Here is a 13216-nt window from a genome sequence, read left to right as displayed (position 1 = left end):
ATGAGCCACCGCGCCCCCCCGGCCCAGGCCCCCATCCACTACCGCGGCCCGCCCCCCCGGGGGGACCTGGGCCTCGGTCGTCCCTGCCGGTCAGCCGGCGGCGGCGTCCCGCTCGCGGGCGCGCAGCGCGCGGGCGATGCCGTCGCGGCCCTCGCTCACCAGCCGGCGCAGCGGCGCGGGGTGCTCCCCGCCGGACAGCCAGGCGTCGGCCGCCTCGACCGTGCGCTCCTCGACCACCGGCGGGAACAGGTACTGGACGGCGTTCTTGGCGATCTCCCCGGGGCGGCGGTCCCACATGGGGCCGATCTCGGCGAAGTAGCGGTCGACGTAGCCGGCGGTGAGCTCGCGCTGCGCCGGGTGCCAGAAGCCGGCCACCAGCGCCTCGTGCACCGCGTTCGGCACGTCGGCGTCGTGGAAGGCCTGCTGCCACGCCTCCTCCTTGGCCTCCGCCGTCGGGCGCAGCGCCCGCGCGGTGGCCGCCCGGCGCACGCCGGTGGCGGTGGCGTCCCGCTCGGCCTCCGCGTCGATCTCCGCGTCGCCGGCCGCGCCGGTCGCCACCAGCCCGTTGAGGAACGCCCAGCGGGCGTCGGCGTCGACGGCCAGCCCCTCGTACGTCCGGGAGCCGTCGAGCAGGCCGCGCAGCACGGCGGCGTGCTCGTCGGTGCGCGCGGCGGCGGCGAAGGTGCGCGACCACTGCAGCTGCTCGTCGCTCTCCGGCGCGGCGGCCTCGAGCGCCTGCAGCGCCTTGTCGGCCAGCGCCGTCCAGCCGGTCTCGGCCCAGGCCGGGTCGGCGTAGGACGTCAGGGCCGACTGCACCCGCATCAGCAGCGACTGCACGACGCTGATCTCGGTCTCGGCGTCGATGCCGGCGAGCACCAGCTGCACCCAGTCGCGGGCGGGCAGCTCGGCGTCGCGGGTCATGTCCCACGCCGCCGACCAGCACAGCGCGCGGGGCAGCGAGTCGGGCAGCGCGCCGATGTCGGTGCGCAGCGTGGCCAGCGACCGCTCGTCGAGCCGGAGCTTGGCGTAGGTGAGGTCGTCGTCGTTGACCAGCACCAGGTCGGCCACCGGGTGCCCGACCAGCTCGGCGACCTCCGTGCGCTCGCCGTCGACGTCGAGCTCCACCCGGGTGGTGCGGGTCAGCCCGTCGGGGCCGCGGTCGTAGAGGCCGACGGCCAGCCGGTGCCGGCGCAGCACCGGGTGCTCGGCGACGGCGGTCTGCTCGATGGCGAACGAGGCGTAGCGGCCGTCGTCGGTGAGCTCGAACACCGGGCGCAGGGTGTTGACCTGGCTGGTCTGCAGCCACTGCTGCGACCACTCGGTGAGGTCGCGGCCGGTGGCCTCCGACAGCGGGTCGAGCAGGTCGGCGAGGGTGGTGTTGCCGTACTCGTGGGTGCGGAAGTAGCGGCGGATGCCGGCGAGGAACTCCTCGCGGCCGACGTAGGCCACCAGCTGCTTGAGCACCGAGGCGCCCTTGGCGTAGGTGATCCCGTCGAAGTTCACCTCGACGGCGGCCACGTCGACCATGTCGGCGGCGATCGGGTGGGTGGAGGGCAGCTGGTCCTGCGCGTAGGCCCAGGCCTTCTCGGCGTTGGCGAACGTCGTCCACGCCGTCTCGTACTCGGTGGCCTCGGCCTGGCACAGCGTGGAGATGTAGGTGGCGAAGGACTCGTTGAGCCACAGGTCGTCCCACCAGCGCATGGTCACGAGGTCGCCGAACCACATGTGCGCGAGCTCGTGCAGCACCGTCTCGGCGCGGCGCTCGTAGCGGGCGCGGCTGGTGCGCGAGCGGAAGACGTAGTCCTCGAGCACGGTGACCGCGCCGGCGTTCTCCATGGCGCCGGCGTTGAACTCCGGCACGAAGAGCTGGTCGTACTTGTCGAACGGGTACGGGTAGTCGAACACCCGGTGGTAGAACTCGAACCCCTGCTTGGTCACCCGGAACAGCTCCTCCGGGTCGAGGTGCTGGGCCAGCGACGCGCGGCAGTACAGCCCCAGCGGGATGCCCTCGTAGGCGTCGGTCACCCGGGCGTAGGGGCCGGCGATCAGCGCGACCAGGTAGGTCGACAGGCGCTTGGTCGGCTCGAAGTGCACGAGCTGGCTGCCCTGTGGCCCGGCCTCGATCGTGCGCCCGCCGGTGTTGGAGACGACCTGCCAGTCGAACGGCGCGACGACGTGCACCGTGTAGGTGCCCTTGAGGTCGGGCTGGTCGAAGCAGGCGAAGACGCGCTTGGCCTCGGCCGGCTCGAAGTGCGTGTAGAGGTAGACCTGGCCGTCCTCGGGGTCGACGAAGCGGTGCAGGCCCTCGCCGGAGTTGGAGTACCGGCAGTCGGCGTCGACGACGAGGGTGTTCTCGGCGGCGAGGCCGGGCAGCGGCAGGCCGCCCTCCTCGGTGTAGGTGGAGACGTCGAGCTCCACCCCGTTGAGCGTGGCCGAGCGGACGGTCGCGGCGACCAGGTCGACGAACGTGTCGGCGCCGGGCTCGCGGCAGGTGAACGTCACCGTCGTCGTCGAGCGGAAGGTGCCGGCGCCGGGGCGACCGTCCCCGTCGGTCAGGTCGAACTGCAGGTCGTAGGCGTCGACGGCGAGCAGGCGGGCGCGTGCGGCGGCGTCGTCGCGGGTCAGGTTGGGTACGGCCACGACCGGCAGCTTCCCACGGACGGCCGACACGCCCGGCGGGCACGGGGAACAAGGGCAGGTCCGGGGCACTTGGCAGCCGGCAGGGACGCGGGGTGCACAGGCCCCGCGCCGCCGACGACGAGAGGGAGACGACGGATGACCGAGGCAGTGCAGAGCGCCCCCACGAAGGCCCGGGTGGACTTCTGGTTCGACCCGCTGTGCCCGTGGGCCTGGCTGACCAGCCGCTGGGTCCTGGAGGCGGCGAAGGTCCGCGACATCGACCTGCACTGGCACGTCATGTCGCTGGCGGTGCTCAACCGCGGGCGCGACCTGCCCGAGCAGTACCAGCGGATGATGGAGCAGGCGTGGGGCCCGGTGCGGGTCGCGATCGCCGCCGCCCAGCAGCACGGCGACGAGGTCCTCGGCGACCTCTACACCGCCATGGGCACGCTGCGGCACCACGAGGGCCGCGAGCTCGACGAGATCATCGCGCCGGCGCTGGAGAAGGTGGGCCTGCCCGCCGAGCTCGCCGGGGCCGCGACCTCCACCGAGTACGACGAGGCGCTGGAGAAGAGCCACCACGCGGGCATGGACCCCGTCGGTGACGACGTCGGCACGCCGGTCATGCACATCGACGGCGTCGCGTTCTTCGGCCCCGTCATCAGCAAGGTGCCCACGGGCGAGGACGCCGGGCGGGCCTTCGACGGCGCCGTCCTGCTGGCGAACCTCCCCGACTTCTGGGAGCTCAAGCGCACCCGCACGTCCGAGCCCGACATGTCCTCGGTGCCGGCCGACGCCCTGGAGCTCACCCGCCGCTGAGCCGGTCCGGACGGGCGCGGCATGCTGAGCGCGTGCCGCGACCCGTCCGCCAGCGCATCCTGGTCACCGGCGCCAGCTCCGGCCTCGGCCGGGGCCTGGCCCGCCGCTTCGCCGCCCGCGGCCGCGACCTCGCGCTCGTCGCCCGCCGCGGCGAGCTGCTCGAGGAGCTCCGCGACGAGTTGCTCGCCGCGTCCCCGGGCATCCGGGTGGTCACCGCGGCGATCGACGTCGACGACGCCGACGCCGTCGCGCGCGGCGTCCCGGAGCTCGCGGCGGAGCTCGGCGGCATCGACCGGTTCGTCGCCAACGCGGGCATCGGCAGGGGCGCCTCGGTGGGCACCGGCGCCGGCCGGGCCAACCGGGCCACGCTGCTCACCAACGTGCTCGGCACCCACGCCCAGTGCGAGGCCGCCGTCGAGCTGTTCCGCGCGCAGGGCTCCGGGCACCTCGTCGTCATCAGCTCGGTGGCCTCGGTGCGCGGGATGCGCGGCACCCGCACCGCCTACGGCGCCAGCAAGGCCGCGCTCAACGCGCTCGCCGAGGGCATCCGGTCCGATCTCCTCGGCACCGGCATCCGGGTGACGACCGTGCTGCCCGGCTACATCGAGACCGACATCAACGTGGGCCGCCGCGGGCCGTTCACCGTCGACCTCGACACCGGCGTCGACGCGCTGGTCGCCGCCATCGAGCGGGAGCCGGTCCGCGCCTACGTGCCGGAGTGGCCGTGGCGGCCGGTGTCGGCGCTGCTGCGGGTGCTCCCGCTGCCGGTGGTCCGCCGCCTCACCTGACCCCGCCCCACCTGAGCCGGGACGCGGCCACGCGCATGGTCGCCGCGTCGTAGGGGCCGCGGTCGGGCCGGCCGGCGCGGACGGCGGCCAGGACCGCCAGCAGCTCCTCGCGCTGCGCGCCGACGAAGTCCGCGTCCACCACCGCGCCGTGCCCCGGGACGACGGCGCCGCGGGCCATGGCGTGCAGCCGGCCCAGCGTCGCCGGCCACTCGGCGGGGAAGGCGTCCTCGAACGCCGGCGGGGCGCCCTGCTCGACGAGGTCCCCGGCGAACACGGTCCCGTCCTCCACCTCGACGACGAGGTCGTGCCCGGTGTGCCCCCGCCCGAGGAACCGCAGGACCACCTCGACGCCGCCGACGTCGAGGACCGCGACGTCGTCGACGAGCGCGTCCGGCGGGTCGAGGGGCGCCCCGGCGACCTGCGCCGCCGCCTCGGCGTCCCCGGCGGCCGACAGCTCGGCCACCCGGGCGGCGCGCTGCGCCTCCCCGGTGGCGCGCAGGTCCGCCGCACAGCCCCGGCTGCCCCAGACGGTCGCCGGCCGGAACGCGGCGTTGCCGAAGCAGTGGTCGTAGTGGGCGTGGGTGTTCACCACGGCCCACGGGTGCGGCGTCACCCGGCGCACGGCTGCGGCGAGGTCGGCGGCCTCGGCGGGGGAGGAGCGGGTGTCGACGACGAGGCAGGCGCCGTCGCCCACGACCAGGCCGCAGTTGAGGTCCAGGGACGCGTGCCGGCGGACGAAGACCCCGTCGCCGACCTCGCGGAAGGTCACCAGCAGATCCGCATCGACCGGGCGCGGGCATCGAGGGCTCCGTCGCCCACGCACGCGTTCGTGCCGTCGGCGACGCGCCGGGCCGACCACGCCGCGGCGCACGCGTCGAGCGCGTCGACCGCCGGCACCCGCGGCGGCGCGGCGAGCATCGCCTCCTCGACGTCCATCACCGCGCGCAGGGCGGCCAGCCGCTGCGCCGCCCCGCGTGCGGTGCCCTTCGGGTCGCTGACGCCGCCGAGGCCGACGCGGAACGCGAGCTCCGGGTGCACCTCGACGACGTGGTCGGCCGGCGGCTCGCCGAGGGCGTCGTCGAGCGCGCGGATGGACGGGACCAGCTGGAACGCCTGCGCGGACAGCGACGTGCCGCCGGTGGCGGCGACGGAGATGCGGCGCCCCTCGGCGTAGTCGTCCGTCGCGAGCACCGGCCGCACCGGCGAGGCGAACACCGAGCTCCCCGCGCTGCCCAGGAGGGCCTTGGCCTCCTGGTCGCAGACGCGGGGGCCGTCGTCGGACAGGCCGATGGGCATGTCGATGGCGACCACCTCGACGTCCGGGACGGCGAGGACCGCCTCGGCGTCGCGCAGGTGCAGCAACCGGACGGATCGTCCGTCGAGCAGCGCCCCGACCCAGGCCCCGCGCCGGCCGTCGACCCCGAGCACCGCCACGCGCCGACCCTGACAGACTCGGGCCATGCGCGTCTTCGTGGGCACCGATCACGCCGGCCTGGAGTTCAAGGAGCACCTCAAGCAGGCGCTCACCGAGGCCGGCCACGAGCCGGTGGACTGCGGCGCCTTCGAGTACGACCCGGTCGACGACTACCCGCCGTTCTGCTTCGAGGTGGGCGAGCGCGTCGTCGTCGAGCCCGGCACCCTCGGCGTGGTCATCGGGGGCTCCGGCAACGGCGAGCAGATCGCGGCCAACAAGGTCCCCGGCGTGCGCGCGGCGCTGGTGTGGAATCCCGAGACCGCGCAGCTCGCCCGCCAGCACAACGACGCGAACGTCGTGTCCATCGGCGCCCGGCAGCACTCCGTGGAGGAGGCCACCGAGCTGGTGCTGGAGTTCCTCCGGACGCCGTTCAGCGAGGACGAGCGGCACGTCCGCCGCATCGGCCTGGTCCACGACTACGAGCAGAACCGCCACCGGCCCGCGGGCGGCCTGCCCACCCGCGAGGACGTCGTCTAGGACCCGCCGCCGGCACGGCTCAGAACTGGTCGTTGCACCACGGGGTCACCGGCCAGGAGAACGCCGTCGCGGCCTGGGTGACCGCGCCGGGGCTCACCTCGGTGACCCGGCCGGCCGCCTGCAGCGTGCCCAGCGACGTGCCGCCGAGGTAGGCCGCGGCCAGTGCGTCGACGTCGACCACCAGGTCGGGGTCGCCCTCGCTGGGCGCGCAGAACGCCCCGGCCGGGTGGCCGCGCAGCCACCAGCGCCCGTCGTTCCACGGGCAGAACGGGTCGCGCACCTCGAGCACCATGTCGATCGGCGCCGGGTAGCGGCGCGCGGCCAGCGCCCGGCCGACGTCGACCAGCCGCAGCCACAGCCCGTCGAGCGGGCGGGTGTGCAGCGCGCGCGGGTCGGCGAGCAGGTGGCGCAGCGGGTCGTCGACCGGGCCGTAGCCGAACTCGGCCGAGCGCACCAGGTCGAGGTCGAGCAGGTACCGCCACAGCGCCGCGTACCCGGCCGTGCTGCGCGCCCGCACGTCGTCGACCAGGACGGTGCCGTCGGCCTCGCCGTCGTCGGTCCAGCGGGAGCGCACCCGGTAGGCGGCGTAGCCGGTCACCTCGCCGTCGGCCTCGCGGTGCAGCAGGAACCGCAGCGCGCTCGCCCCGTTCCGCCGCCCGGCCGGGTCGCGCAGCGAGCGCCGCCACCACCGCTCGTCGCGGTCGAGGACGCCGGGCACCCACCGGCGCAGCGCCTCGGCCACGCCCGAGGCCCCGGCCAGGTAGGTGTCGGCGTCGGCCGGCGCGACGGTGCCGGTGCCCACGTCGACGCCCGGCCGGAAGCCCAGCCGGCGGGTGCTGCCCCGCCAGTTGCCGCGCAGGGTGGCCGGCGCGTAGCCGAACCGGCCGTAGATGGAGCCCTCCGAGGCCCACAGCGCCGCCAGCGGCTCGCGCTCCTGCTCGTGCAGCTCGGTGAGCTGCCGCCGCATCACCGCGGTGAGGACGCCCCGGCGGCGGTGGGTGGGGGAGACGGTCACCCAGGTGACGCCCGCGCACGGGACGACGGCGCCGGGCACGGTGAGCTGCCGGCTGTAGAGGCCCGCGGTGGCGGCGACCCGGCCGTCGGCGGACCACAGCGACAGCGACCGGTCGAGCTCCGCCGTGGCCGGCACCTTCTCGGTGAAGTCGTCGATCGGCTCGTCGCCGAAGACCTCGAGCATCGCCCGGCTGAACGCGGGCCACTCCTCGGCGGTGACGGGGCGGAGGTCGGCGGGATCGGTCACCCCCGCTGTCTACCCGGCGGCACCGACGGCCCGCGACCGCGTTCCGGCTCAGCCGGGCAGCGCGACCCCGTCGTCGAGCAGGCTGAGGTCGCCGCAGGTGACCGAGCGGGCCGCCTCGACCTGCGCGGGCGGGGCGTCGGAGACCGTGATGCTCACGTCGGTGTTGCTCGCCCGCGGCCCGTCCAGGCGCACGGCGGTGGCGGTGTAGCCGGTGCCGTCGTCGGCGGCGTCGAGCCCGGCGAGGTCGCGCACGCCGTCGCCGTCGACGTCGACGCAGCCCACCCCGGTGCCGTAGCCGGTGAACCCGAGGTCGAAGGCGTACGGGGCGCCCTCCGGGTCCGTCACCGGCACGATCTCGCAGCCGCTGAGCGCGAACAGCAGCACCTGCCGGCCGTCGTCGGCGAGCGCCACCAGCTCGCCCTCGCCGGTGACGTCGGCGACCAGGACCGAGCGCGTCACGGGGCTGGCCGACGGGAACGGCGCGGACGCGCCGCCGCCGGAGGCCGTCGCGACGCCGAAGCGCACCTCGCCGTCGCCGGCGTCGGCGATCCAGGCGGTGTCGGGCCGGTCGTCGCCGTCGACGTCGATCGTCGGCCGGGAGGCCGCGCCGTCGGGGACGCCGGCCGCGCCGTCGACGGGGCAGCCGGCCGGGTCGTCGGAGGCCGGGGTCGGCGAGGGGGTGGCGGAGGCCGACGTCGACGACGGCGCCGCGCCCGGCAGCTCCTCGTCGTCGGGGGTGGCCACGTCGGCGCAGCCGGCGAGCAGGACGGCGGTCAGCAGCAGGAGCACCGGGCGGCGGGTCACGGGCACCACCGTGGTCTGCCGGAGGGCCGGGGGCCAGTCAGCCACGCAGGTAGGCCAGCGTCGCCATGACCCGGCTGTTGCGGTCCTCGTCCGGCGCGAGGCCGAGCTTGGCGAAGATCCGCTGCGTGTGCTTCTCCACCGCGCCCGGGGTGACCACCAGCGCCCGGGCGATCGCGGTGTTCGAGTGGCCCTCGGCGATGAGGCCGAGCACCTCCCGCTCCCGCGGGGTGAGCCGGCGCACCGGGTCGTCGCCGCGGCGGCGGGCGAACAGCTGGGCCACCACCTGCGGGTCGAGCACCGTGCCGCCGGCGACCACCTCGGCGAGCGCGGCGAGCAGCTGGTCGAGGTCGGTCACCCGGTCCTTGAGCAGGTAGCCGGCGCCGCCGCGGCCGTCGGCGAGCAGCTCGTCGGCGTAGGCCACCTCGACGTACTGCGACAGCACCAGCACCGCCGTCCCCGGCACCGCCCGGCGGACCTCGACGGCGGCGCGCAGCCCCTCGTCGGTGTGGGTGGGCGGCATCCGCACGTCGACGACGGCCACGTCGGGCCGGTGCTCGCCGACGGCGCGCACCAGCGACGGGCCGTCGCCGACCGCGGCCACCACGGTGGTGCCCGCCTCCTCGAGCAGCCGGACCAGCCCCTCGCGGAGCAGGACCGAGTCCTCGGCGAGCACCACCCGCAGCGGCCGGCCCTCCGGGGTCAGCCCCACGGCAGCTCGGCGATGGTCCGGGTGGGGCCCCCGCGCGGGCTCTCGACGGTCAGCACGCCGTCGACGGCGCGCAGCCGGTCGGCCAGCCCCGCCAGGCCGTGCCCGGGCACCAGCTGCGCCCCGCCGACGCCGTCGTCCTCGACGACGACCCGCAGCGCGTCGCCGGCCCGCGCCACCTCGACCCGGCACACCCCGGCGCCGCTGTGCTTGGCCACGTTGGCCAGCGCCTCGCTGACGACGAAGTAGGCGGTGTTCTCGGTGACGGGGGCCAGCCGCCCCTCGGGCAGGTCGACGGCGAGCTCCACCGGCACCGGCGAGCGGGCGGCCAGCGCGGCGAGCGCGGCGGCCAGGCCGCGGTCGGCGAGCACCGGCGGGGCGATGCCGCGGGACAGCGCCCGCAGCTCCTCCAGCGCCTCGCGGGCGAGGACGCCGGCCTCGGCGAGGGTGGTGCGGGCGGCGGCCGGGTCGCGGTCGAGCTGCCGCTGGGCGCGGGAGAGGTCCATGCCCAGGCGGACGAGGTGCTGCTGCGGGCCGTCGTGGATGTCGCGCTCGAGCCGGCGCAGCGCCACCGCCTCGGCGGCGACGGCGGCGTCGCGGCCGCGCGACAGCCGGCCGATCTCGGCCTGCGTGGCGGCGCGGGAGGTCAGCAGCACCCGGCCGAGGGAGGCCTGCAGCACCGCCACGGCGCGGACGGCGAAGGGCAGCACCAGCGCGCCGACCAGGCCGATGAGCGTGTAGCCGGTGACGCGCAGCAGGCTGCCGCCCTCGAACCCGAGCAGCTCGAAGAGGTCCTGGTTGTCCTCCTGGGGCAGCGCCCAGTCCCACAGGCCGTAGCTCAGCCCGCCGAGGGCGAGCGCCCAGAACGCCACGGTGACCGAGAACGCCAGCACCGCCAGCGGGAAGCGGAGCACCGCGTGCAGCACGTCGAGCCAGGACTGCGGGTCGCGCAGCGGGGTGAGCATCCGCCGCACCCGGCCGCCGTCGGGCCGCAGGTAGGCCGGGCGGGGGAGCGGGCGGCCGAGCACCGCGGGCAGCTGCGCCCGCTCGATGCCGGCCAGGCCGCGGGCGGCGAGCAGGGTGACGGCGAGGACGGCGACGCCCACCCAGATCACCAGGGTGCCCACGCCGAGGGCGATCCCGGTGACGGCGAGGACGAAGCCGGCGATCCCGAGCGGGAAGGACAGCAGGGCGTAGCCGGAGTCGACCAGCAGCTGGCGCACGCGCGGGGACCGGGCGTGCGACGGGGCGGTGTCGGTGGGCATCACGAGGGTGTCGGTGGTCATGTCCCGAGCCTGGCGACGCGGCGGCGCCCGGCCGATCCCGTCAGCCGGTCGATCCGCTGTCGGGCTGGCCCGACACCCTGCGCCGCCGCGTCCATGTCGGGCGCGATGCTCCCGGCACCCGGGCCGCGGTGTCCAGCACCTCGTAGGGTCGTCGGGGTCGGGCGAGCCGCCGTCGTCGCGTCCCCCGCGACCGGGCGCCCGGCGGACGGAGGTCCCCGCGTGCGACACAGGGCCGCGCCCCTCGCCGTCAGTGCCCTGCTGCTGGCCGCCGGCTGCACCTCGTCGGGGTCCGGCGGGGACGACGACGCCGGCCCCGCGTCGGTCGCCGCCGCGGCGCCCGGCGAGCGGCTCACCGTGGTCGCCGACGCCGGGCCCGTGGCCGCCGCGGTGAGCACCAGCCGCGCGCTGTTCGAGGAGGCCGGCGTCGTGGTGGTCGCGCCCGACGGCGACCGCGCCGCCGCGCTGCTCGGCGCCTCGGCCGCCGTCGGCCTCGGCGTGCCGCTGCTGCTCGACCCCGAGGGCGAGGACGGCGACGACGCCGTCGCCGGGGAGCTCGACCGGCTCGGCGCCACCACCGTGCTCGCCGTCGGCGCCGACACCGCGCCCGGCGACGCCGACGTCGTCTCCGTGCCCGCCACCGCCGACGCCGTCGCCGCGGCCACCGGCCTCGACCTCGCCGAGGCCGACCCGGTGGCCGAGGGCGGCGAGGCCGCGGCGGTCGCCGGGCTGGACCCCGAGGCCCCGGCCGCGCTGCGCCCCGAGGACGGCGACGACGCGGCCGAGGGCGAGGCCTCCGGGGAGCTGCCCGAGGTCGAGCGCGCCGAGCCGCTGGAGGGCACCGTCGTCCTCTCCGACGGCGACCCCGCGGCGCTGGCCGGTGTCGCCACCGCGCGGGCCGCCGGCGCCACCGTGCAGGTGACCGACGGGCAGACCGACCCGCGCGGCTCGGCCGACGTCGTCGACGCGGTCGCGGGCGCCGACACCGTCGTCGCGCTGGGCGCGGGCTTCGGCGCCGAGGACGGGCTGGACTGGAAGCTGGAGACCGCGGCCACCGGCGCCCAGCTCCCGGGCGGTGGCCAGGTGCTGTTCCCGCAGCACTTCCTCGTCGCCCTCTACGGCCACCCCGGCACCGGCGCGCTCGGCGTGCTGGGCGAGCAGGACGTGCCGGCCACCGTGCAGCGCGCCCGCGACACCGCCGCGCCCTACGAGGCGCTGGTGCCCGACGCCACCGTCGTGCCGGCCTTCGAGATCATCGCCACCGTCGCCTCGGAGTTCCCGACCGAGGGCAACGACTACTCCTACGAGGCGCCGGTCGAGGAGCTGCGGCCGCTGGTCGAGGCCGCCGGCGAGGCCGGGATCTACGTCGTCCTGGACCTGCAGCCCGGCCGCACCGACTTCGTCACGCAGGCCGAGGTCTACCGGCCGCTGCTGGAGCTGCCGCACGTCGGGCTGGCGCTGGACCCCGAGTGGCGGCTGGGCCCGAACGAGGTGCACCTGACCCAGATCGGCTCGGTCGACGTCGAGGAGGTCAACCGCGTGGTCACCTGGCTGGCCGACCTCACCCGCGAGAACCGGCTGCCGCAGAAGCTGCTCGTGCTGCACCAGTTCCGGGTGGACATGATCCCCGGCCGCGAGCGGGTGGACCTCTCCCGCGACGAGCTCTCGGTGATGGTGCACGCCGACGGGCAGGGGCCCCAGCCGAGCAAGCAGGACACCTGGCGGGTGCTGCGCGGCATCGGCCCCGAGGGGCTGACCTGGGGCTGGAAGAACTTCTACGACGAGGACGCCCCGATGCTCACGCCCGAGGAGACGATCGCGCAGGTCTCCCCGCGCCCGGAGCTGGTCACCTACCAGTAGCCCGCCGGGGACTCCCGTTCGGTCGGTGCCCCGTGGTGGACTGACGCCCGCCGACGGGGATGCCGACGAGGAGAGGTGGTCTGCGGTGACCAGCGTGCTGCGCGGGGTGTCCGGCGAGCTCGACCCACGGTTGCTCGAGCACCGGCGCGAGCTGACCGGCTACTGCTACCGGATGCTCGGGTCGAGCTTCGACGCCGACGACGCGGTGCAGGAGACGATGGTCCGCGCCTGGAAGAGCCTGGGCGACTTCGAGGGCCGCTCCTCGCTGCGCTCCTGGCTGTACCGGATCGCCACCAACGTCTGCCTCGACCAGCTCTCGGGCCGCCAGCGCCGGGCCCTGCCCATGGACCTCTCGGGCCAGTCGTGGTCGCCGGTGGAGGCGTCGCTGGCCGCCAAGCGGCCGGCCGAGGCGTGGGTGGAGCCGGTGCTCGACCGGCAGGTCCTGCCCGAGGACGGCGACCCGGCCGAGCGCGCGGTGGCCCGCGAGTCGGTGCGGCTGGCGTTCGTCGCGGCGCTGCAGCACCTGCCGCCCCGCCAGCGCGTGGTGCTGCTGCTGCGCGACGTGCTGCGCTGGCGGGCCGACGAGGTGGCCGAGCTGCTCGACAGCACGGTCGCCTCGGTGAACAGCGCGCTGCAGCGGGCCCGCGCCACGCTGGCGGCCGTGGGCGGCGACCCGGAGGAGCGCCCGCTCGACGCCGACCACCGCGAGCTGCTCACCCGCTACCTCGACGCGTTCGAGCGCTACGACATCGACGCGTTCGTCAAGCTGCTGCACGAGGACGCCACGCAGCACATGCCGCCGTTCGAGATGTGGCTGGGCAGCGCCGCCGACATCGGCACCTGGATGCTCGGCCCCGGCAGCGGCTGCCGGAACTCGCGGCTCATGCTCACCGAGGCCAACGGCTCGCCGGCCGTCGCGCAGTGGCGGCCCACCGACGACGGCGGCCACGTGCCCTGGGCGCTGCACGTCCTGGAGATCGAGGACGGCCGGATCCGGCACATCACCAGCTTCCTCGACCTCGACAACGACCTGTTCGCCCGTCTCGGGCTGCCCGTCGCGGCCCCGGAGGGCGTCGCCGTCCCCTGACGCCGCCCGCTCCTCGCCACCGCCGCTCCGCCCGCCCG

At 76.2% G+C, this 13216-nt stretch carries 12 protein-coding genes; 5 read left to right on the top strand and 7 right to left on the bottom strand.

Going from position 1 to position 13216, the window contains the following annotated elements:
* Positions 1-90: 90 nt before the first annotated feature.
* Positions 91-2640: an aminopeptidase N gene (gene pepN, locus ACI78R_RS03835; RefSeq protein WP_457039732.1), complete on the bottom strand. Its 2550-nt coding sequence runs from the start codon at positions 2638-2640 to the stop codon at positions 91-93.
* A gap of 135 nt (positions 2641-2775) precedes the next feature.
* On the opposite strand from pepN, the gene ACI78R_RS03830 reads away from it, so the two are divergent.
* Positions 2776-3438: a mycothiol-dependent nitroreductase Rv2466c family protein gene (locus ACI78R_RS03830; RefSeq protein ID WP_457039731.1), complete on the top strand. Its 663-nt coding sequence runs from the start codon at positions 2776-2778 to the stop codon at positions 3436-3438.
* Positions 3439-3470: 32 nt separating this feature from the next.
* On the top strand, positions 3471-4226 hold the full coding sequence (locus ACI78R_RS03825) for an SDR family oxidoreductase (protein ID WP_457039730.1): 756 nt from the start codon (positions 3471-3473) through the stop codon (positions 4224-4226).
* On the opposite strand, the gene ACI78R_RS03820 is transcribed toward ACI78R_RS03825, so the two are convergent.
* Entirely contained in the window at positions 4219-4995 is a 777-nt protein-coding gene (locus tag ACI78R_RS03820; protein WP_245794315.1) for an MBL fold metallo-hydrolase, read from the bottom strand. The genes ACI78R_RS03825 and ACI78R_RS03820 overlap by 8 nt on opposite strands.
* Positions 4992-5660 (bottom strand): DUF429 domain-containing protein, encoded by a 669-nt coding sequence (locus ACI78R_RS03815; RefSeq protein ID WP_457039729.1) that lies wholly within the window; start codon positions 5658-5660, stop codon positions 4992-4994. Before ACI78R_RS03815 ends, ACI78R_RS03820 begins: the two co-directional genes overlap by 4 nt.
* A gap of 25 nt (positions 5661-5685) precedes the next feature.
* On the opposite strand from ACI78R_RS03815, the gene ACI78R_RS03810 reads away from it, so the two are divergent.
* Positions 5686-6177 (top strand): ribose-5-phosphate isomerase, encoded by a 492-nt coding sequence (locus ACI78R_RS03810; protein ID WP_457039728.1) that lies wholly within the window; start codon positions 5686-5688, stop codon positions 6175-6177.
* A gap of 19 nt (positions 6178-6196) precedes the next feature.
* On the opposite strand, the gene ACI78R_RS03805 is transcribed toward ACI78R_RS03810, so the two are convergent.
* The 4 genes from ACI78R_RS03805 to ACI78R_RS03790 are packed head-to-tail and all read right to left on the bottom strand — an operon-like array spanning position 6197 to position 10234.
* Positions 6197-7438 carry a GNAT family N-acetyltransferase gene (locus ACI78R_RS03805; protein WP_457039727.1) on the bottom strand — a complete coding sequence of 414 codons (1242 nt, stop codon included), beginning with the start codon at positions 7436-7438 and terminating at the stop codon, positions 6197-6199.
* A 48-nt stretch (positions 7439-7486) separates the two neighbouring features.
* On the bottom strand, positions 7487-8287 hold the full coding sequence (locus ACI78R_RS03800) for a hypothetical protein (RefSeq protein ID WP_457039726.1): 801 nt from the start codon (positions 8285-8287) through the stop codon (positions 7487-7489).
* Entirely contained in the window at positions 8280-8951 is a 672-nt protein-coding gene (locus ACI78R_RS03795; protein ID WP_245794317.1) for a response regulator, read from the bottom strand. The genes ACI78R_RS03800 and ACI78R_RS03795 overlap by 8 nt, the downstream gene beginning before the upstream one ends.
* Positions 8942-10234, bottom strand: coding sequence for a sensor histidine kinase (locus ACI78R_RS03790; RefSeq protein ID WP_457039725.1), 1293 nt, complete (start codon positions 10232-10234; stop codon positions 8942-8944). Before ACI78R_RS03790 ends, ACI78R_RS03795 begins: the two co-directional genes overlap by 10 nt.
* A 219-nt stretch (positions 10235-10453) precedes the next feature.
* On the opposite strand from ACI78R_RS03790, the gene ACI78R_RS03785 reads away from it, so the two are divergent.
* The gene (locus ACI78R_RS03785) at positions 10454-12091 is read left to right on the top strand and encodes a hypothetical protein (RefSeq protein ID WP_457039724.1); all 1638 of its coding nucleotides are present in this window, start codon (positions 10454-10456) and stop codon (positions 12089-12091) included.
* Between the two features lie 85 nt (positions 12092-12176).
* Positions 12177-13178: a sigma-70 family RNA polymerase sigma factor gene (locus tag ACI78R_RS03780; RefSeq protein WP_083628332.1), complete on the top strand. Its 1002-nt coding sequence runs from the start codon at positions 12177-12179 to the stop codon at positions 13176-13178.
* Positions 13179-13216: the final 38 nt, after the last annotated feature.

It is taken from the genome of Geodermatophilus sp. SYSU D01106, from assembly GCF_054049995.1.
The sequence above is the reverse complement of the archived record's forward strand: the minus strand, read 5'-3'. Positions and strand labels throughout refer to the sequence as shown.